Source organism: Mesorhizobium sp. M4B.F.Ca.ET.143.01.1.1, assembly GCF_004792275.1.
Classification (GTDB): domain Bacteria; phylum Pseudomonadota; class Alphaproteobacteria; order Rhizobiales; family Rhizobiaceae; genus Mesorhizobium; species Mesorhizobium abyssinicae.
The window spans coordinates 439794-458559 of record NZ_SRSR01000006.1 but is presented as its reverse complement, the minus strand read 5'-3'; the positions used below and the strand labels follow the sequence as shown (position 1 = coordinate 458559).

22 protein-coding genes, 1 tRNA gene and 1 pseudogene are annotated in these 18766 nt (G+C 66.0%); 10 read left to right on the top strand and 14 right to left on the bottom strand.

Going from position 1 to position 18766, the window contains the following annotated elements; translation table 11 throughout:
• The 4 genes and pseudogenes from EN786_RS18265 to EN786_RS18250 all read left to right on the top strand — a co-directional run.
• Positions 1-102 (top strand): annotated as a pseudogene (locus EN786_RS18265) (IS110 family transposase); the annotation flags it as partial.
• A gap of 225 nt (positions 103-327) precedes the next feature.
• A tRNA-Leu gene (locus EN786_RS18260) sits at positions 328-412 on the top strand.
• Positions 413-610: 198 nt separating this feature from the next.
• Positions 611-2299 (top strand): cyclic nucleotide-binding domain-containing thioredoxin-disulfide reductase, encoded by a 1689-nt coding sequence (locus EN786_RS18255; RefSeq protein ID WP_127309270.1) that lies wholly within the window; start codon positions 611-613, stop codon positions 2297-2299.
• Positions 2299-2604: a UBP-type zinc finger domain-containing protein gene (locus EN786_RS18250; protein WP_127284864.1), complete on the top strand. Its 306-nt coding sequence runs from the start codon at positions 2299-2301 to the stop codon at positions 2602-2604. Before EN786_RS18255 ends, EN786_RS18250 begins: the two co-directional genes overlap by 1 nt.
• 34 nt (positions 2605-2638) lie before the next feature.
• On the opposite strand, the gene EN786_RS18245 is transcribed toward EN786_RS18250, so the two are convergent.
• From EN786_RS18245 to EN786_RS18220, 6 genes are all read right to left on the bottom strand, one after another.
• The gene (locus EN786_RS18245) at positions 2639-2818 is read right to left on the bottom strand and encodes a hypothetical protein (protein WP_127284865.1); all 180 of its coding nucleotides are present in this window, start codon (positions 2816-2818) and stop codon (positions 2639-2641) included.
• A gap of 144 nt (positions 2819-2962) precedes the next feature.
• Positions 2963-3769, bottom strand: coding sequence for an aspartate/glutamate racemase family protein (locus tag EN786_RS18240; RefSeq protein ID WP_127284866.1), 807 nt, complete (start codon positions 3767-3769; stop codon positions 2963-2965).
• Between the two features lie 39 nt (positions 3770-3808).
• Positions 3809-5050 (bottom strand): D-amino acid dehydrogenase, encoded by a 1242-nt coding sequence (locus EN786_RS18235; protein ID WP_127284867.1) that lies wholly within the window; start codon positions 5048-5050, stop codon positions 3809-3811.
• 98 nt (positions 5051-5148) lie between these two features.
• Entirely contained in the window at positions 5149-6324 is a 1176-nt protein-coding gene (locus EN786_RS18230) for a cystathionine gamma-synthase (protein WP_127309271.1), read from the bottom strand.
• Positions 6321-7742, bottom strand: a complete 1422-nt coding sequence (locus EN786_RS18225; RefSeq protein ID WP_127309272.1) for a pyridoxal-phosphate dependent enzyme — start codon at positions 7740-7742, stop codon at positions 6321-6323. The genes EN786_RS18230 and EN786_RS18225 overlap by 4 nt, the downstream gene beginning before the upstream one ends.
• A 156-nt stretch (positions 7743-7898) precedes the next feature.
• Positions 7899-8084 carry a hypothetical protein gene (locus EN786_RS18220; protein ID WP_127284870.1) on the bottom strand — a complete coding sequence of 62 codons (186 nt, stop codon included), beginning with the start codon at positions 8082-8084 and terminating at the stop codon, positions 7899-7901.
• 306 nt (positions 8085-8390) lie between these two features.
• Between EN786_RS18220 and EN786_RS18215 the strand changes: the two genes are divergently transcribed.
• The 4 genes from EN786_RS18215 (at position 8391) to EN786_RS18195 (ending at position 11646) form a co-directional block, all read left to right on the top strand.
• Positions 8391-8750: a septal ring lytic transglycosylase RlpA family protein gene (locus EN786_RS18215; protein WP_127284871.1), complete on the top strand. Its 360-nt coding sequence runs from the start codon at positions 8391-8393 to the stop codon at positions 8748-8750.
• Positions 8751-8985: 235 nt separating this feature from the next.
• On the top strand, positions 8986-10263 hold the full coding sequence (locus tag EN786_RS18210) for a polyhydroxyalkanoate depolymerase (protein ID WP_127309283.1): 1278 nt from the start codon (positions 8986-8988) through the stop codon (positions 10261-10263).
• A 182-nt stretch (positions 10264-10445) separates the two neighbouring features.
• Positions 10446-11063: a transglutaminase-like cysteine peptidase gene (locus tag EN786_RS18205; RefSeq protein WP_127284872.1), complete on the top strand. Its 618-nt coding sequence runs from the start codon at positions 10446-10448 to the stop codon at positions 11061-11063.
• Positions 11064-11421: 358 nt separating this feature from the next.
• Positions 11422-11646, top strand: a complete 225-nt coding sequence (locus EN786_RS18195; RefSeq protein WP_127284873.1) for a hypothetical protein — start codon at positions 11422-11424, stop codon at positions 11644-11646.
• 86 nt (positions 11647-11732) lie between these two features.
• Here the strand turns inward: EN786_RS18195 and EN786_RS18190 are convergent, their stop codons facing one another.
• From EN786_RS18190 to EN786_RS18175, 4 genes are read right to left on the bottom strand one after another with little or no spacing between them, the layout of a single operon-like run.
• The gene (locus EN786_RS18190) at positions 11733-12101 is read right to left on the bottom strand and encodes a helix-turn-helix transcriptional regulator (protein WP_126057313.1); all 369 of its coding nucleotides are present in this window, start codon (positions 12099-12101) and stop codon (positions 11733-11735) included.
• A gap of 24 nt (positions 12102-12125) precedes the next feature.
• The gene (locus EN786_RS18185) at positions 12126-12653 is read right to left on the bottom strand and encodes a Smr/MutS family protein (protein ID WP_127309273.1); all 528 of its coding nucleotides are present in this window, start codon (positions 12651-12653) and stop codon (positions 12126-12128) included.
• Positions 12650-13756 (bottom strand): murein transglycosylase A, encoded by a 1107-nt coding sequence (locus EN786_RS18180; protein ID WP_127309274.1) that lies wholly within the window; start codon positions 13754-13756, stop codon positions 12650-12652. The genes EN786_RS18185 and EN786_RS18180 overlap by 4 nt, the downstream gene beginning before the upstream one ends.
• A gap of 15 nt (positions 13757-13771) precedes the next feature.
• Complete coding sequence (locus tag EN786_RS18175; protein ID WP_127309275.1) at positions 13772-14479, bottom strand: Tim44/TimA family putative adaptor protein; 708 nt, start codon at positions 14477-14479, stop codon at positions 13772-13774.
• Between the two features lie 199 nt (positions 14480-14678).
• On the opposite strand from EN786_RS18175, the gene EN786_RS18170 reads away from it, so the two are divergent.
• Positions 14679-15176: an FxsA family protein gene (locus EN786_RS18170; protein ID WP_127309284.1), complete on the top strand. Its 498-nt coding sequence runs from the start codon at positions 14679-14681 to the stop codon at positions 15174-15176.
• Positions 15177-15350: 174 nt separating this feature from the next.
• Positions 15351-15848: a protein-export chaperone SecB gene (gene secB, locus EN786_RS18165; protein WP_126057318.1), complete on the top strand. Its 498-nt coding sequence runs from the start codon at positions 15351-15353 to the stop codon at positions 15846-15848.
• A gap of 73 nt (positions 15849-15921) precedes the next feature.
• On the opposite strand, the gene dnaQ is transcribed toward secB, so the two are convergent.
• The 4 genes from dnaQ to EN786_RS18145 all read right to left on the bottom strand — a co-directional run bounded on the left by dnaQ (position 15922) and on the right by EN786_RS18145 (position 18763).
• Positions 15922-16644 (bottom strand): DNA polymerase III subunit epsilon, encoded by a 723-nt coding sequence (gene dnaQ / locus EN786_RS18160; RefSeq protein ID WP_127287128.1) that lies wholly within the window; start codon positions 16642-16644, stop codon positions 15922-15924.
• A 74-nt stretch (positions 16645-16718) separates the two neighbouring features.
• Positions 16719-17324, bottom strand: a complete 606-nt coding sequence (gene coaE, locus EN786_RS18155; RefSeq protein ID WP_127309276.1) for a dephospho-CoA kinase — start codon at positions 17322-17324, stop codon at positions 16719-16721.
• 13 nt (positions 17325-17337) lie between these two features.
• Positions 17338-18171, bottom strand: coding sequence for a shikimate dehydrogenase (locus EN786_RS18150; protein ID WP_127309277.1), 834 nt, complete (start codon positions 18169-18171; stop codon positions 17338-17340).
• On the bottom strand, positions 18164-18763 hold the full coding sequence (locus EN786_RS18145; RefSeq protein WP_127309278.1) for a Maf-like protein: 600 nt from the start codon (positions 18761-18763) through the stop codon (positions 18164-18166). The genes EN786_RS18150 and EN786_RS18145 overlap by 8 nt, the downstream gene beginning before the upstream one ends.
• Positions 18764-18766: the final 3 nt, after the last annotated feature.

Below are 18766 nucleotides of genomic sequence, written 5' to 3'. Positions count from 1 at the left end.
GTCGGCAAGCCGAAGATCGTCGCCGTCGTGGCCGTCATGCGAAAGCTGCTGACCATTCTCAACGCCATCATCCGCGACCAAAAACCATGGCAAACAGCTTGACAGCCAAGACAGTCGCTCTCCCCGTATAGTGACGGGGAGAGGGGCGCTGTCGTCGCCGATTTCGCCAATCACCAGGTTGCAAACAAGGCGCCGACGATGCGGCCGCCCCTTCTCCCCGTCACTATACGGGGAGAAGTGCCCGGCAGGGCGATGAGGGGCAGTGCCGACATCGGCAAAAAAGCGCGTTGACACACACCGCTTGCCCGCTTACATGAGCCCGCACCAGCCCAGATGGCGGAATTGGTAGACGCGCACGGTTCAGGTCCGTGTTCCGCAAGGAGTGGAGGTTCGAGTCCTCTTCTGGGCACCATCTATCCCGACTGCCAACGGGATTAGCGCCTTCCGCAGTGTTGTCGTTTTTCGCCGGCTTTCGCATCGGATGCCACTTGAGCGCGAATTGCGACGTTCGAGATTAGCCGCTGGCCTCTGACCTTCGTGACGAAGAGGCGAGGGCAGTGTCCCAACAAACCGCTTCAAACTCATCGGCCCCGGCGCTACGGTCCGCCCCATGGCCCCCTCCGTCAGCCCGACCATCGCCGCCCGCCGTGACCAGATGTTTCCTGTCCTGGCGGAAGTGGACATCGAACGCATGCGCCGCTTCGGTACGGCGAGCTCCTACGCAGCGGGCGAATCTATCGTTGTAGCCGGCGAGGTGTCGCCCGGCCTGATCCTCATCCTGTCCGGCAAGGTCGAGATCACGCAGGCCGGCGGGCTCGGGCCGCGCGAGGCGATCATCTCCTACGGCGCCGGCAACTTCATCGGCGAGCTGGCGCAGCTCTCGAGCCGGCCGTCGCTGATCAATGCCGAGGCGAGCGAACCGGTCGAGGCCATCGTCATCCCCTCGCAGCGGCTGCGCGATCTGATGGTGCAGGAGGCGAACCTCGGCGAGCGGATCATGCGGGCGCTGATCCTGCGCCGCGTCGGGCTGCTGGAGAGCGGCATCAGCGGGCCGATCATCATCGGCCCTCCCGGCAATGGCGACGTGCTGAGGCTGCAGGGCTTTCTCACCCGCAGCGGCCTGCCGCACCGCGCGCTCGATTCCGAGACCGACCCCTGCGCCAGGACGCTGACCGAGCGTTTCCATGTCGATCCGCATCACCTGCCGATCGTGCTGTGTCCGAACGGCAAGCTGCTGCACAATCCGGGCGATCACGAACTCGCGCGCTGCGTCGGCCTGCTGCGGCCCGTCGATGCCAGCAAGGTCTACGACGTGGCGGTCGTCGGCGCCGGGCCGGCGGGACTGGCAGCCGCTGTCTATGCGGCCTCCGAAGGGCTGTCGACGATCGTGCTCGACTGCCGCGCCTTTGGCGGGCAGGCGGGGGCGTCGGCGCGCATCGAGAACTATCTCGGCTTCCCGACCGGCATCACCGGCATGGCGCTGATGGCGCGCGCCTACAACCAGGCGCAGAAGTTCGGCGTCGAAATGGTGATCCCCGACGAGGCGAAGCTGCTCAGCGGCGACAGCAACCTGTCCGGCTACGCGCTCGATGTCGGCTATGGCGAGACGGTGCACACGCGCACGGTGGTGATTGCCAGCGGCGCGCGCTACCGCCGCCTCGATGTCGCCAATCTGGCGCAGTTCGAGGGCACGTCGGTGCACTATTGGGCGTCGCCGATCGAGGCGCGGCTTTGCCGGAATCAGGAGGTGGCGCTGGTCGGCGCCGGCAATTCGGCCGGCCAGGCGGCGGTCTTCCTGGCCAGCCAGGTGGGCAAGGTGACGCTGCTGGCGCGCCGCGGCAGCCTCAACGAGACCATGTCGCGCTATCTGGTCGAGCGCATCGAGGCGCAGCCGAACATCGAGGTGCTGGCCGAGACCGAGATCGTTGCGCTGGACGGCCGCGAGAGCAACCTCGAGCGGGTGCGCTGGCGTAACCGCGCGACTGGCACCGAGACGACGCAAACCATCCGCCATCTCTTCCTGTTCATCGGCGCCGACCCAAACACGGACTGGCTGGCGAAATGCAACGTGGCGCTCGACGCCAAGGGTTTTGTCCGCACCGGACCAGAGGTGGCGCAGGGACATGGCCTGATGGAGACGAGCCGCAGCGGCGTGTTTGCCATCGGCGACGTTCGCTGCGGCTCGATCAAGCGCGTCGCCGCCGCCGTCGGCGAAGGCGCCCAGGTGGTGGCGGCGCTGCATGCCTATCTTGCTCAGAACGGCGGCGGCGCTCAATCCGAACAGGCGAGGAGATCGTAATGGACGAATGCCGGCACACGGGCGACATCAGGCAAGTCACGCCGAGCGCGCTCGGCTGCGAGGAATGCCTGAAGAGCGGATCATGGTGGGTGCATCTCAGGCTCTGCCGCACCTGTGGCCATGTCGGCTGCTGCGACGACTCGCCCAACCGCCACGCCACCAAGCATTTTCACGCGACCAGCCATCCGGTCATCGAGGGCTACGACCCGCCGGAAGGCTGGGCATGGTGCTATGTCGACGAAGTGTTCATCGACCTCGGCGACCGCACGACGCCGCAGAACGGGCCGATCCCGAAGTTTGTTTGAGGCGGCGCGAGGCCACGCATCTAGGACGGCTGCGCTATTTCACCGAGCTCGTGACGGTCCGGTCAATGGCGTCGGGAACGGATTTGCGTTCGTTGCCGGCAAGGGCCGCGATGATCAGCAGGCTGGCGACGACCGGAACGAACAGCAAGGCGACGCGCGCCTGCACGTAGAAAATAGCGCGCCATTCGCTGCGCTTTTCGGGGCTGTCGTTCATCGCGCTCACTCTGTCCTGCCTCCCGAGGCGGGAGATAGTAGCGAAGCGTTAAACAACCCCTTCCGAATCCGTTAACTCGCGAATTTCGAACGGTCTGCCGTGGCGCGAAAGTTCGTGTCGACAAGACCGCTGCACGCAACCGGATCAACCGATCGGCAAGGCAAACAGCCGGCCGCCGGCCGGCACGATGTCATCGATGCCGGCGAGCCGCAGGCAGTGCCAGGCCATGGCGTGGTTGGAGGAGGTGACGGGGATGCCGATGCGCTGTTCCAGCGCCGCCACCGCCTCGGCGACGCGCAGGCTGGTGCAGGAGATGAAGATGGCGTCGACGCCGGGCACGGCGGCCATGCGCCCGGCCGCCGCCTCGATCGAGGCCAGCGAGATGCGGGCGGCCTCGCGGTCGTCGCGCCGGTCGAAGGTGGCGACGGCCGCGATGTCCAGGCCGCGCCCGCTGAAATAGGCGACGAGGCCGCGGTTGATCTCGGGCGCGTAAGGCGTCAGCAGGCCGATGCCCTTGGCGCCGAGCGCCTTGAAGGCGGCGAGCGCGCCGGTGACCGGCGTGGTGCAGGCGACCCCCGGCCGCGCCTTGCGGATCTCGGCGAACACGGCTTCCTCGCCCAGCGTCATCGTCGCCGAGGTGCAGCCGAAGCCGACGACGTCGAGCGGGATGCTGGGCAGGATCAGGTCGACGGTCGGCGCGATGCGCGGGCCGATGGCGCGCAGCGTGTCCGGCGTGATGTCGTTGTCGTTGAACAGGCGCGCCTCGTAGAAGGCGACACCGGGAATGCGCACCAGCGCGCGGAACTCATGCTCCAGCGTCTGGTCGGTGGCGAGGATCGCCAGCCCGATCGCCGCGCGCGAGGCGAGGCCGCCGTCGATCTCCGAGGGCAGGACGCCGAGATCGACAGGTCCCGAAGCGGCGAGGGGCGCGGCGGCTGGGTTGGCGGACATGGCGTTCCCTTTCTTGTCAGAGCGGGATCGATCCTGCTCTCAGTTCAAAAGTCCATCCATCGAAATCGCCGGCTTGCGGCCGGCGATCAGGTCGGCGGTGATGCGGGCCGAGCCGTGCGACATGGTCCAGCCGATATGGCCGTGGCCGGTGTTGAGGTAGAGGTTGCGCAGACGCCGCTGTCCGAACTGCGGCAGGTTGTTCGGCGTCATCGGCCGCAAGCCCGCCCACATCTCGGCGCGGTCGTAATCGGCGCCTTCCGGGTAGAGCTCCTCGGTCACGCCTTTCATGAAGGCGAAGTCGGCCGGTTTGTGGCTGGTGTCGTAGCCGGCGAACTCGGCGGTGGCGGTAACGCGCAGGCGGTCGCCGAAGCGGGAAATGGCGACCAGATTGTGCTCGTCGACGGACGCGACGGTCGGCGGCGCCGGGCGGTTGCCAATGGGGATGGTCAGCGAATAGCCCTTGATCGGATAGATCGGCAGGCTGATGCCGATGGTTTTGGCGATCAGCGGGCTGTAGGAGCCGAGCGCCAGCACATAGGCGTCGCCCTTGAAGGCGCCCCTGTCGGTCCGCACCTGCGTGATGCCGTCGCCCGAGGTCTCGATGCCGGTGATGGTGGTGCCGGTGCGGATTTCGCCGCCGCGCCCGGCGATCTTCGCCGCCAGCGCGCGGGTGAACTTCGCCGGGTCGCCGGTCTCATCGGTCGGGCAATAGATGCCGCCGGCGATCTTTTCCCGCGCCGAGGCCAGCGACGGATCGAGTGCCACGACGCCCTCGCGATCGAGCACCCTGATCTCCTGGCCGTCGGACTCCAGCAGCTTCATGTGCTCGACGCCCTTGTCGAGCGCCTGCTGGCTGCGATGGAAATACAGGATGCCGCGGTCGTTGCGGTCGTAGTCGATCGCCTCGTCGGCAATCACCTCGCGCAGCACGCTCTGCGAATAGGCGGCAAGGCGATGCTTGAGCAGCGTGTTGCGCCTGGCCTTTTCCGCCGTGCATTCCATCAGGAACAGCCACGACCAGCTGTAGAGCCGGGGATCGGCCGACATCCTGAAGCGCAGAGCCTGGTCCTTCAGCACCAGCGATTTCAAAAGGATCATCGGCGCTTTCGGCGAGGACCAGACGAAGGAATGGCCGGGCGCGATCATGCCGGCATTACCCCAGCTCGTCTCGGCGGCGACCTGAGGCTGGCGCTCGATGAGCACCACCTCGTGGCCGTCCTTCTGCAGCTGGTAGGCGGTGGTAACTCCAACCACGCCACCGCCCAGCACGATCACGCGCATGACGCCTCCGGAGATCGCAAAGCGGTGGCAGTTTAGAGCGTGGATTGCGCTCTGCAATGGCACACATACCGAGATGTCGGCGGGACAGCGATGACTATTCAGCCCCTCAACGCCTGCTCCAGATCCGCGATCAGATCATCCCCATCCTCGATGCCGGCCGAGAGCCTGACCAGCGAATCCGATATCCCGATCGCGCCGCGCTTCTCCGCCGGGATCGAGCCGTGCGTCATCAGCGCGGGATGCTCGATCAGGCTCTCGACGCCGCCGAGGCTTTCGGCCAGGGTGAACAGCTGCGTGCGTTCGAGGAAGCGCTTTGTCCCCGCCAGATCGCGGTCGAGCTCGACCGAGATCATGCCGCCGAAGGCGTGCATCTGGCGTTTGGCGATTTCGTGCTGCGGGTGGCTGGCGAGGCCGGGATAGATGACACGGCGCACGTCGTTGCGACTTTCCAGCCACTGCGCGATCTTCAGGCCGTTGGCGGAATGGCGCTCCATCCGAAGCGCCAGTGTCTTGATGCCGCGCAGCGCCAGAAAGGAGTCGAACGGGCCGGAGATGGCGCCGATGGCGTTCTGCAGGAATTTCAGCCGGTCGGCGAGATCCTTGTCGTCGCCGACGACCGCGACGCCGCCGACCATGTCGGAATGGCCGTTGAGGTACTTCGTCGTCGAGTGGACGACAATGTCGATGCCGAGCTCCAGCGGCCGCTGGATGTAGGGGCTGCAAAAAGTGTTGTCGGCGACGGTGAGCAGGCCCTTGCGCTTGGCCAACGCCGCCACCGCTTCGAGGTCGACGATGCGCAGCAGCGGATTGGTCGGCGTCTCGACCCAGAGCAGTTTTGTCTCGGGGCGGATGGCGGCCTCGACGGCGGCGAGGTCGGTGAAGTCGGCGAAGCTGACCTGCAGCCCGGCCGAGCGCTTGCGCACCCGTTCCAGCAAGCGAAACGTGCCGCCATAGATGTCGTCGGTGGCGACGATATGGGCGCCGGCATCGAGCAGCTCCAGCACGGTCGAGATCGAGGCGAGGCCGGAGGCGAAGGCGAAGGCTCTTGTGCCGCTTTCGAGATCGGCCACCGCGCGCTCGAAGGCGAAGCGGGTCGGGTTCTGGCTGCGGGCGTATTCGAAGCCCTTGTGCACGCCGGGCGACTGCTGGCCGTAGGTGGAGGTGGCGTAGATCGGCACCATCACCGCGCCGGTCGTCGGGTCGTGGCTCTGGCCGCCATGGATGGTGCGGGTCGAAAAGGCCAGGCGGTTCTTGCCCGTTGCATTGCTCGTCATCTTGCGCGACGCCTCAGATGGTTGATCAGGTCGATGCGGGTTATCAGGCCGATGAACTCCTCGCCATCGAAGACGATGGCGACCTCGTTGCGGTCGAAGACAGGCAGCAGCGCATCGAGCGTCTGGCTGGCCTGCAGCGTGTGCAGATTGGAGGTCATGGCGGTGCGCACCGGGCCGTTGAAGCGGTCCCAGCGGCCGTCATAGGGGCCGTCGACCTTGGCGAGGATGTCGCCCTCGTCGACGATGCCGACCAGCTTGCCGTCGTCGAGCACCGGCAGTTGCGAGACATCGGAGCGGCGCATGCGGCCATAGGCATTGAGCAGGCTTTCCTCCGGCCCGACCCAGACCGTGTCGCCGGTGCGGTGCGAGCGCATGACGAGGTCGCGCAAATCGCCATGCTGCTCCTGCTCGGCCAAGCCCTGCTCGGCCAGCCAGAAATCGTCGAAGACCTTCGACAGGTATTTGTTGCCGCTGTCGCAGACGAAGGTGACGACGCGCTTGGGCACCGTCTGTTCGCGGCAGTAGCGCAGCGCGGCCGACAACAGCGTGCCGGAAGAGGAGCCGGCCAAAATTCCTTCGCGGGAGAGCAGATCGCGCACCGCCAGCATGCTCTGCTTGTCGGGGATGGAGTAGGCCTTCCTGACCAGCGACAGGTCGGCATTGGGCGGCACGAAATCCTCGCCGATGCCTTCGACGGTCCAGCTGCCGGCCTCTTCCATCTTGCCGGTCTTGATCAGCGGCGCCAGCACCGAGCCGACCGGGTCGGCCAGCACCATCTCGGTCTTCGGCGAATGTTTCGCGAAATAGCGGCCGAGCCCGGTCAGCGTGCCGCCGGAGCCGACGCCGACCACCGCCGCGTCGACGTCGCCGTCGAGCTGGGCGAGGATTTCCGGGCCGGTCGTGGTTTCATGCGCCAGCGGGTTGGCGGGATTGGCGAACTGGTTGGCATAAAAGGCGCCGGGCGTTTCGGCGGCGATCTTCTCGGCCATGTCCTGATAATATTCGGGATGGCCCTTGCCGACGTCGGAGCGGGTCATGCGGACCTCGGCGCCGAGCGCGCGCAGATGCTGGATCTTTTCGCGCGACATCTTGTCGGGGACGACGAGGATGATGCGGTAGCCCTTGGGGATGCCGACCTGGGCAAGACCGAGGCCGGTATTGCCGGCGGTCGCCTCGACGATGGTGCCGCCGGGCCTGAGCTTGCCCTGCCGCTCGGCGGCGGCGATCATCGACAGCGCGATGCGGTCCTTGATCGAGCCGCCGGGATTCTGGCTTTCGAGCTTGATGAACAGCCGGCATCTGCCGGTGTCGAACTTGGTCAGCTCGACGATCGGCGTCTGGCCGATGAGGTCGAGCACGGACGCATAGGGCGGACGCAGGCGGGAAACGGCACTGTCGGCTTTTCCGTGCTCGCTCATGTCAGAGGCTCCATGGGGTCAAAACCTAGCGTCTTTTCCAGCCGATCGCTGCCGGAAAGAAGATAGATCGTGCCAATCGGAGGGCGAGTGGAGGAATGAAATTCCATGGTGCGGCCGCCGAACCGGGAGAGGGCAGAGGGGGTGCCGCCGGAAGCGTCAGATGCGCGAGCGGCTGGCCCAGCCGAGCCCGAGCAATCCCACCAGCATCGTCAGTATTCCGATATAGAGCCAATGCGTCTGGCCGGTCATGAAGCTGCCGCGGACAAGACCTAGGCCCTGAAGGGACCAGAGCAGGCCGATCGCGAGCACGATAAGCGCCAGCACAAACCGCATCAATCGCATCGGTGGGATTCCCTTCGCAAGTCGATCGTCGACTCAGTCACGGCGGCAATGAAAGAGCGGAAGGAAGCGATCCAATCGCGCCCGTCTGTACTTGCGTATTGATGCCCGATCCAGCCAGACACAACCAGAAGACCGGTGCGAATGATCATCGAGAATACGCGCAAGCCGGGAAGACTCATGACAAACTGTTTCCCGGCGACTCCAAACGTGTGCCGTTGCCATGGAACCGCCAGATGGCGGCCGCATTTCCTGCCTTAATTGCTTCCTAACGGCTGGGGTCTGTCCAAACGGAGCCATTCCCCAAAGATGATGAAGACAAAGCAAACCGCGCTTGTCGCGGTAACGGTAGCGGCTGGCCTGATGGTCGGCGCCTCCGCCTCCTCCGCCGCCGCGCAATGCGGTCGCGCCTCCTGGTACGCGCTGCACTCGCGCACCGCTTCCGGCGAACGCATGAACCCGTCGGCGCTGACCGCCGCGCACCGCACCTTGCCCTTCGGCACCAAGCTCAAGGTGACCAACAAGAACAACGGCCGCAGCGTCGTGGTGCGCATCAACGACCGCGGCCCGTTCATCAAGGGGCGCGTGCTCGATCTCTCGAAGGGCGCAGCCAGCCAGCTCGGCTTCATCGGTTCGGGCCACACCGCCGTGTGCATGGCGCGGGTGTGATATGTCTGACATGTCCGGCCAGAGGGCCGGACATATTTCCTGCACACTTCCGCAGCGCACAGTGAGCCGGCTGCCGCCCGCCAAGGCCGATTCTCAACGCTTTGGCCGAAAGAACCATTGATCACTCGACATGACGTATTGCATCGCAACAATATCTTGTTAACCTCGCCGCGAGACATTTGAGGCTCGGCGCTGCACGTCGTCCTTGGGTCGCAGCAGCAGCGGGGTCTTCTCGATGTACTACCAGCTCTACGAATTGAACCACGCCGCGCTGCAGCCAGCTCGCGTCTATGCCGACGCGGTGAAGATGTTCTACACCAACCCGCTCAATCCGATCGCGCACACGCCCTGGGGCCGCTCGGTGGCGGCAACCGCCGAACTGTTCGAGCGCACCACGCGCCGCTACGGCAAGCCGCAATTCGGCTTGAACAAGACCGTCGTCGACTGGAAGAGCGTCGACGTCAGCGAAAAGACCGTGTGGTCGAAGCCTTTCTGCAACCTGATCCGTTTCGAGCGGGCCGTCCCCGCCGGCCGCAAGCCCGATCCGAAGCTTTTGATCGTGGCGCCGATGTCGGGACACTATGCGACGCTGCTGCGCGGCACGGTTGAGGCGATGCTGCCCTATGCCGACGTGCACATCACCGACTGGGTCGATGCCCGCATGGTGCCGCTGGCCGACGGCCGCTTCGATCTCGACGACTATATCGACTACATCATCGAGATGTTCCATGCGCTCGGTCCCGACACCCATGTGATGGCGGTGTGCCAGCCCTCGGTGCCGGTGCTGGCGGCGGTGGCGCTGATGGAAAAGCGCGGCGACCCGTTCGTGCCCTCGACGATGACGCTGATGGGCGGGCCGATCGACACCCGCCGCAATCCGACGGCGGTCAATTTGCTCGCCGAGGAAAAGGGCAGCGGCTGGTTCCGCGACAACGTCATCATGCAGGCGCCGTGGCCGGTGCCCGGCTTCGGCCGCGAGGTCTATCCCGGCTTCCTGCAGCTGTCGGGCTTCATGAGCATGAACCTCGACCGCCACATCATCGCCCACAAGGACTTCTTCATGCACCTGGTGAAGCATGACGGCGACAATGCCGAGAAGCACCGCGACTTCTACGACGAATATCTGGCGGTGATGGACCTGACGGCGGAATTCTACCTGCAGACGGTCGACACCGTGTTCGTCCGCCACGCCCTGCCCAAGGGCGAGATGATGCATCGCGGCGAGGCCGTCGACACCTCGGCGATCCGCAACGTCGCGCTGTTCACCGTCGAGGGCGAGAACGACGACATTTCCGGCCTCGGCCAGACCCAGGCCGCGCACGATCTGTGCGTCAACATCCCGGCCGACCGGCAGGCCCACTACATGCAGCCGGCGGTCGGCCATTACGGCGTCTTCAACGGCTCGCGCTTCCGCTCCGAAATCGTGCCGCGCATCGTCGACTTCATCACCAGCTACGGCCGCCAGACCCGCGTCGCGGCAAAGCCCAAGCTGGTGCGCTCGGCCAAGGGCTGAGCAAGACCGCAAGGTCGGGCCGCCGCGACGGCGGCTTTCGGCATATCCGGATCCCGCTGTTGCACAAGTGCCGCTGTCAGGATCGCGGAAGTAACCATGCCGCCAATCAGGCCAGACTCGTAATTGACACGGACTGTAAATCGCCCTTAACGTTTCGTTAACAACAAGGGCGAACGGGGACTATGATTTCCTCACCGATGGCACGGACGCTGCGCTTGTGTGCGGTCGCAGGGCTGGCGATTTCGGGATTGTGGGCGGCGCCCGCATTCGCGGCGGGAGCGATGATGACCGGAGGGCTGACTTCGCAGCCGATCGGACATTACGATTTCTGCAAGGCCAATCCGGGCGAATGCTCGATCCGCCCGAGCAATCTGGCGCCGGCCAAGATGACCGATGCGTTCCTGCGCAAGCTCGTCAGCATCACCGCCAAGGTCAACGCCGCCGTCAAGCCGATGAGCGACTACGACATCTACGGCAAGGACGAGGTCTGGGCCTATCCCGACAAGGGCGTCGGCGACTGCGAGGACTATGTGCTCGAAAAGCGCCGCCAGCTCTACCGCATGGGCGTGTCGCTCGCCGACCTGCTGATCACCGTCGTGCGCAAGCCCGACGGCGAAGGCCATGCGGTGCTGACGGTGCGCACCGACGAGGGCGACTACGTGCTCGACAACCTGAACGACAAGGTCAAGGCCTGGGACGAGACCGGCTACCGCTTCCTAAAGCGGCAAGCGATCGACAACACCGGACGCTGGGTGTCGATCCGCGGCGGCCAGCAGGTGCTGGTCGGCGCGGTGCAGTAACCGACGATCGAGTCTGCATTCCAAGCGTTGAGGCGGGCTGGTACCGCCCTTGGCTGCTTTTACATCATAGGTTGGCGCCGCCCTCATTGCCCTGCCGGGCATTTCTCCCCGTATAGTGACGGGGACGCTGCGCGCACCGCATTGCAAAATTGCCCCAACGTAGCGGCCAGCTCCCTTCTCCCCGTCGCTATACGGGGAGAAGGTGCCGGCAGGCGGATGAGGGGCAGCGCCAACGTCAAATGAGACTTGCTGGCCGCGTCCCGCGCCGCCCTTCCAACTTTTTGCAGTCATCCGTGAACCAGACGGTCTCTGCCGGCGACACACAGCCGCGTACAGAAACCAACCCTGGAGACTTCAAATGACTGCTTTTCTGCGAAATGCCCTTCTCGCCGCTGTCGCGGTCTCGTCCATGGCCGGATCCGCGCTGGCGGACCAGACCGTCAGCTGTGCCGAGACCAAGACCAACGCCCTGTGGAGCGGCCGTTGTTGCGGCACCAGCGATTCGAGCTGCCTGGGCGGCGGACACGAGCATGGCGACCATGACAACCATGGCGGTCGCGGCGGCCAGACCGGCGCGAAGTGATCTCGCAACATGCCCGCTGGCTACCGGCCAGCGGGCATCGCCTCATGTGAAGCCGATGCCGGCGCCGGAGCAATTCGCGCCGCGCATCACGTCCGCCGGCCAAGGGCCGCGCGGACCGAAGCCGTGATCCGGCGAAGCTCCGCCTCGTCCAGCTTCTCGATGTTTTCAGCCAGGAGATTGGCGAGTTCGGTGGCGGCGGGCGTCAGGCCCGACGTGTCGATCCGCACCCGCGGATGCGAAGCCTCGGCGAGGCGGGCTAGTTCCTCGGCATCGTCCCAGATGACGTTGAAATAGCCGATGATCTTCTGGATCAGCGTCCAGGTCGGCGCGCCGCGGCGGCCATGTTCAAGCGCCGACAGGTAGGCGGCGCTGACGCCGATCGCCTCGGCCATCGCCTTCTGGCTGAGGCCGCGCTCGGCGCGCAGCGCCCGCAGCTTCTCGCCGAACGGGGTCATGCCAGCGCTCTCATGTGCGTGTCTTCATGTGCGGGTCCGGCGCAAGCGGACATAGAGCGCGCCGGAGCCGCCATGGTTGCGCGCGGCATGGTCGTGGCTGGAGACCAGCGGCCGGAAGGCGGGCGTCGACAGCCAGGCCGGAACCGAACGCCGCAGCACGCCGTCGCCGCCGGACGAGGAGCCCTTGCCGGTGATGACCAGCACATAGCGGATGCCGCCGGCATGGGCCCGGTGCAGGAATGAAAACAGCAGCGAATAGGCCTCGTCCTGGGTCATGCCGTGCAGGTCGACGCGGCCTTCGAGCGGCAAGCGGCCCTTCGACAGCTTGTTCAGGGTCTGGTCGTCCAGCGCATGCGAGACATGCTGGGTCCTGGGCTTTGCCGCGACGGATGGAGCGCCGTTGACGGGAGCAGGCGTCGGCGCCGGTTTCGGCTCGACCCTGAAATCGGCGACGTCGACGGCGGCCTTGCCCTTGAGCGGCTTGGCCGTGCGCGCCACCAGGTTCCACAGGACGCGGTCGTCTTCGCTCAGCCTGTCGATACGGCGGGTCATAACACCACCCCCGAAACGAGCTGGCGCGGGATCAGCGCATAAAAATCGGCGGCGTTGCGGACGACGCCGGCGATCTCGCCGGCGGCGTCGCCCGAGCCGGCGAAGAGGTCGCCGCGCGCCGGGCCGGTGATGGCCGAGCCGGTGTCCTGCGCGATCATGAGGCGCCGGAACGGCCCGTCGCCGAAAGCGGCGAGCGTCGGCGCGTCGATGTAGAAGGGCGTGCCGAATGTGTGCAGCAGCCGGTCGACGGCAACCGAACGGCCCGGCGTCAGCGGCACCTTGGCGGCGGCGATCGGACCGAGCGCCGCATCGTCGACTGCCGCCTCGCGGAAGAAGATATAGGAGCGGTTCTGCCAGAGGATCTCGTCGACGCGATCCGGGTGCGCCCTGAACCAGGCGCGGATCGACTGCATCGTCACCTTGGCCAGCGGGATTTCGCCGAGCTCGCTCAGGATCTTGCCGGGCCCGGTGAAACGCTGGCCGGACTTGGCGGCGTAGGTGAGGCGGCAGAGCCGGCCGTCGGTCATCTTCAGCCGCGCAGCGCCCTGCACATGGATGAAGAATGCGTCGACCTTGTCGGCGAGCCAGGCAATCTCCAGCCCCTTGCCGGCAAGCGCGCCGCGCTCGATGGCGCAGCGGTCGAAATATTCGGCCAGCCCATTTTCGGTCGTGCGGGCGAAGGCGAGATAGGGATCCATGCCATCCGGCCGGTTGGCGTCCTGGACGTCGATCAGATCGGCCGGGCGTGACAGCAGCGGCACCGTGAAACGGTCCGTCCGCACCGGCGAGGCCTCGACATCCGGCTCGTAGAAGCCGGTGACGAGGCCGGCGCCGCCGTGTTCGGCGGTGACATGGGCGGGAACGAAATGGCGTTCGAAGAAGGCCCGGGCTTCGGCTCGATTCGGCAGCGAAACAGCCCGCGCCTCCTGATAAGCCCCGGCAAAGGCCTCGAAGCCGACGCCCAGCGAGCCGCTGCGGTAGGGCTTGGTCAGGACATGGAAGGCCGAGCGGCGAAAGGCGGCAAAGGCGGCGCGGTGGTCGTCCTCACCCCAGCCGGGCAGTGCGCCAAAGGATTTTTCGCTGAAAAGGGAAGAGAGCGACACCGCCGCCGCCCGGGCTCAATCTTCTTCTTCGGTGGCGACGAGCTTCCAGTTCGGATCGCGCGAGCGCGTGTCGCGGGCGAAGGTCCAGACATCCTTGACCTCGGCGACGGTTTCGGGGTCACCGTCGATGACGGCGCCGGCCTTGTCGCGGGTCGCCGAAATCAGCTCGCTGACGATGCGCAGGGTGATGTGCGCCTCGCCGCCCTTCATCTCGGCGGCGACGATATCGGCCTTGTCGATGCCGACGAAGGAGGACTGGATCTTCTCCGCCTTCGCCTCGCGCTCGCCGATCGCGGCGACGAAGCCGTCAAAGACCTCGCGCGAGAGAAGGTTCTTGAGCGTCTTGCGGTCGCCATCGGCGTAGGCCATGACGATCATCTCGTAAGCCATCTTGGCGCCATCGACGAAGCCCTTGGGGTCGAAAGACGCATCGTTATCCTTGATCGTCCTCAGACCCTTGTTGAGATCGGTGTCGGGCTTGGCGAAGGCGTCGATCTCGGCGTAGGCGTCGACGGCCGGCTCCCCAGGCGCCCGCTTGCGCGGCAGCGAGACGACATTCTCGGCCTTCTGGCCGGCATCCTGCTCGCGGGTGCGGCTTGCCGAATAGGGGTCGAAGGGCGGGCGCTCGCTGCCCGTGCGACGGCCCAGCACGTTGCGCAGCTGGAAAAAGATCACAACCGCCGCAATCAGAAAGAAAATCGTGCCGAAGTCGAAGAATCCCATATCTTCCGCCAATTCGATCCCTGTCCTGGCCGGACCGCCGGCCAGCATCGGGCCGCGGTCGCATAGCGTTCAACACTCAAAGCATATAGAACGCTAGGCGCAATCATTCAAATCAAAGGCAGGCATACCTATCTAACGGGTCCGGTGCCAGCGGCGATTGCACGCTGGCCGGGAAAACATGGAAACGATCGGCCAGGAATTGCGTATTTCACTGCTCCCCTTGTTCGTCCTCGCGCTGCCGCTTCTGGAAATCGCCGGCTTCGTCGTCGTCGGCCGCCAGGTCGGCGCGCTGGCGACAGTCGGCCTGGTGCTGGCCTCCTCGATTGCCGGCAGCCTGTTGCTGCGACACCAGGGCTTCGGCGTGATGGCGCGGGTGCGGGCGGAAATGGATGCCGGGCGCGATCCGAGCAGCCAGCTCGCGCATGGCGCGATGATCGTGCTGGCGGCGATCCTCTTGATCATCCCCGGCTTCATCACCGACATCCTCGCCATCCTGCTGCTGTTGCCGCCGGTGCGGGACCTCGCCTGGCGGATGCTGAAAAGCCGCATCGTGCTGGCGACCAGCTTCAGCGCCGGCTTCCAGGCGCGGCCGCGCGGCAAGACGATCGATCTCGACGACAGCGACTATTCGCGCGGCGACGATTACACCCGCGGCCCCGACCACAATTCGCCCTGGCGCCGCCTCAAGGACGACTAGACAATTTCCGGTCAAGTGCGCCGAGGTTCCCCGACAGGAATCTGCGACGGAGATCGGTCGCAACTGTGATCCCGCGCCGAGGCGGCAAACCTTGTCTTGTCATGCCGACCATGGTAGCGAACCCCCGGTTTCAATCCGGTCAGCAAGGCTGCCCAGGCAAAAGGACAAAGGCTCATGGCCAGCAAAGACGACGCGCCGACCGGCGCCGCCAACGGCAACGGCAACGCGCAGCCGACACTCAACGTACTTGCCCAATATGTGAAGGACCTGTCCTTCGAGAGCCCCGGCGCGCCGAATTCGCTGCGCGGCCGCGACAAGGCTCCGGGCATCGCCATCAATGTCAACGTCAACGCCAATCCGCTCTCGGACAAGCAGTTCGACGTCAACCTGACGCTGAACGCCAAGGCCTCCTTCGACCAGGAAGTGCTGTTCAACGTCGAGCTGGTCTATGGCGGCGTCTTCGCCATCAGCGGCTTCCCGCAGGAACACATGCTGCCGATCCTGTTCATCGAATGCCCGCGGCTGCTGTTCCCGTTCGCCCGCCAGATCATCGCCGAAGCAACCCGCAATGGCGGCTTCCCGCCGCTGATGCTCGACCCGATCGACTTCGCGCAGATGTTCCAGCAGAAGCTGGCCGAGGACCAGGCGGCGGCCAAGGTTCAGGTGAGCTGATCCGCTCTTCATTAGGTATCGAAAAGCCCGGCCTCGCGCCGGGCTTTTTATATGAGACGCCGGCAGGACGGTGTTAGTTCTGTGCCGCCCCGGCTTCGGCTTCCACCTTCAGCCACAGCGCCTTTTCGCCGAGCGTGCGCACCAGGCCGGCATGCGCGGCGCGCTCGGCCTCGGTGAGACGCGGCGGCAAGGCGATCGGCCGCGCGCCGATGGAGATGTCGATGTCGGCCACCTCGCCGGCGCCGTTCATCTGCACCGCCACCGCATCGAGGATCAGCGCCGCCTGCTTGCCGCCGATGAGCTCGATATAGACCTCGGCCAGCAATTCGGAATCGAGCAGCGCGCCGTGCTTAGTGCGGTGACCATTGTCGATGCCGTAGCGGCGGCAGAGCGCGTCCAGCGAGTTCGGGCCCATCGGGTGCTTGCGGCGCGCCAGCGCCAGCGTGTCGACGACGCGGCCGACATCGATGGCGGGATGGCCGAGCCGGCCGAATTCGAGATTGAGGAAGCCGATGTCGAAATTGGCGTTGTGGGCGATCAGCTTGGCGCCGTCGGTGAAGGCCAGCCACTCCTCGGCGATTTCCGAAAAGATCGGCTTGCCGACCAGGTCGGCGGCGCTGATGCCATGCACGGCCTGCGCCTCGGCATGAACCGCCCGTCCCTGCGGGTTGATGAATCTGTGGAAGGTGCGGCCGGTCGGGAAGCGGTTGACCAGCTCGACGCCGCCGAGCTCGATGATGCGGTCTTCGCGCATGTCGAGGCCGGTGGTTTCGGTATCGAAAATGATCTCGCGCATCGAATCAGTCCACTCTGAACGAGCAGAATCATCCAACGGAACAAAATGGCAATGGGGACTGCTGACAGCAGGCGTCAGGAAGCGCCCTTGCCCGACTTATCCCCCGCCAATTCGGCGATGATGGCCGCGACGGCGGCGCGCGCGGCGTCAAAGCCCTGGCCGGTGTCGACGATGAAATCGGCCTGCCGCCGCTTGTCGGCGTCGGGCACCTGCTTGGCGAGGATCGCCGCCAGCTTTGCCTCGCTCATGCCGGGACGCGCCAGCACGCGCGCGCGCTGCACCTCGGCCGGGGCGGTGACGACCACGACCTTGTCGACGCGGTCGCGGCCGCCGGTCTCGAACAGCAAGGGAATGTCGAGCACGGCGAGCGGTGCGCCGGCGGCGCGGTGCCTGGCAAGGAAGGCGTCGGCATCGGCGCGGACCAGCGGATGGATGATCGCTTCCAGTCGCTTCAGCGCGACGGCGTCGCCGAGCACCCGCGCGCCGAGCCTGGCGCGGTCGACGACACCCGCATCGGTGGTGCCGGGAAAGGCGGCCTCGACCAGCGGGCCGGCCTGGCCGGCATAGAGGCGATGCACCGTCTCGTCGGAATCGTGCACCGGCACGCCGGCCTCGGCAAACATCTTCGCCGTCGTCGACTTGCCCATGCCGATCGATCCGGTGAGGCCGAGCACGATCATATCCGGCGCCTCATCAATGGGCTTCGATGTCGGCAATGATCATCCGCCTGAGCTCGGCGGTGACCTCGGGCCGCGTGCCGAACCAGCGTTCGAAACCGGGCACCGCCTGATGCAGCAGCATGCCGAGCCCATCGACCATCCACAGGCCGCGCCCACGAGCGGCGGCGAGCAGCGGCGTCTCCAGCGGCACATAGACGATGTCGGTGACGATGGCATGGTCCGGCAGGCCGGCCGGATCGGCGGACAGTCCTTCATTGCCATGCATGCCAAGTGCCGTGGTGTTGACGAGCAGGCCGGCATCGGCGAGCAGGTCGCCGACAGCGTCGGCGCGATGCGCGGAAACGCCGGCGCCGAAGCGATGGCTGAGCTCCTCGGCCCGCGCCAGCGTGCGGTTGACGATGCGAATGTCGCCGACGCCGCGCTCTTTCAGCGCATGGATGACGGCGCGCGACGCACCGCCGGCGCCAAGCACCACGGCCGGGCCATTCGCTGCCCAGCCCGGCGCGTAGTCGTCGAGATTGGCGGCGAAGCCGTGGGCGTCGGTGTTGCCGCCCCACAATTTCCCGTCCTCGAACCAAAGCGTGTTGACGGCGCCGATCGCTTCCGCCGCCTCGTCGCGGCGCTCGACCAGCGCGAAGGCCGCCTCCTTGTGCGGGATGGTGACATTGCCGCCCTGGAAACCGTTGTCCCGCAGCGCGTTCAGGAAGGCGGCGAAATCATCGGGGGCGACATCGATCGCCTGGTAGCTGCCGTCGATGCCGTATCTGGTCAGCCAGTGGCCATGGATTTTCGGCGAGCGCGAATGCGCGATCGGGTGGCCGGTGACGAAGGCCTTCTTCTCAGCCATCGATCGCCCCCAGCGCGCGCAATTCTTTCAGCACCGACAGCAGCGGCAGGCCGACGATGGTGAAATAATCGCCTTCGATTCTTTCGAAGAGCTGGATGCCTTCGCCCTCGATCTGGTAGGCGCCGACGCTCGACAATGCCCTGGCGCCGACGCGCGCCAGATGCCGGCCGATGAAAGCGGGGTCGAGTTTGCGCATGGTGAGGCTGGCGACGCCGACATGCCGCCACAGCACCTCGCCGTCGCGGGCAAGCACGGCGGCACTGTTGAGCTGATGGGTCTTGCCGGATAGCGCGAGCAGATGGCGGCGCGCGCCTTCCATGTCGGCCGGCTTGTGGAACACCTCGTCGCCGAGCGACAGCGTCTGGTCGCAGCCGAGCACCAGCGCGCCCGGCCGGCGTTCGCTGACCTCGGTGGCCTTGGCTTCGGCAAGCACCAGCGCGACGTCCTCCGGCGACACGCCGCTATCCTTGAGCGGCGCCTCAAGCGCGCGCTCGTCGACCTCGGCCGGCACCGCCTCGATCTCGACGCCGGCATTGACCAGCATCGCCTTGCGGAACGGACTGCCGGAGGCAAGGATGATTTTCTCGGTCATTTT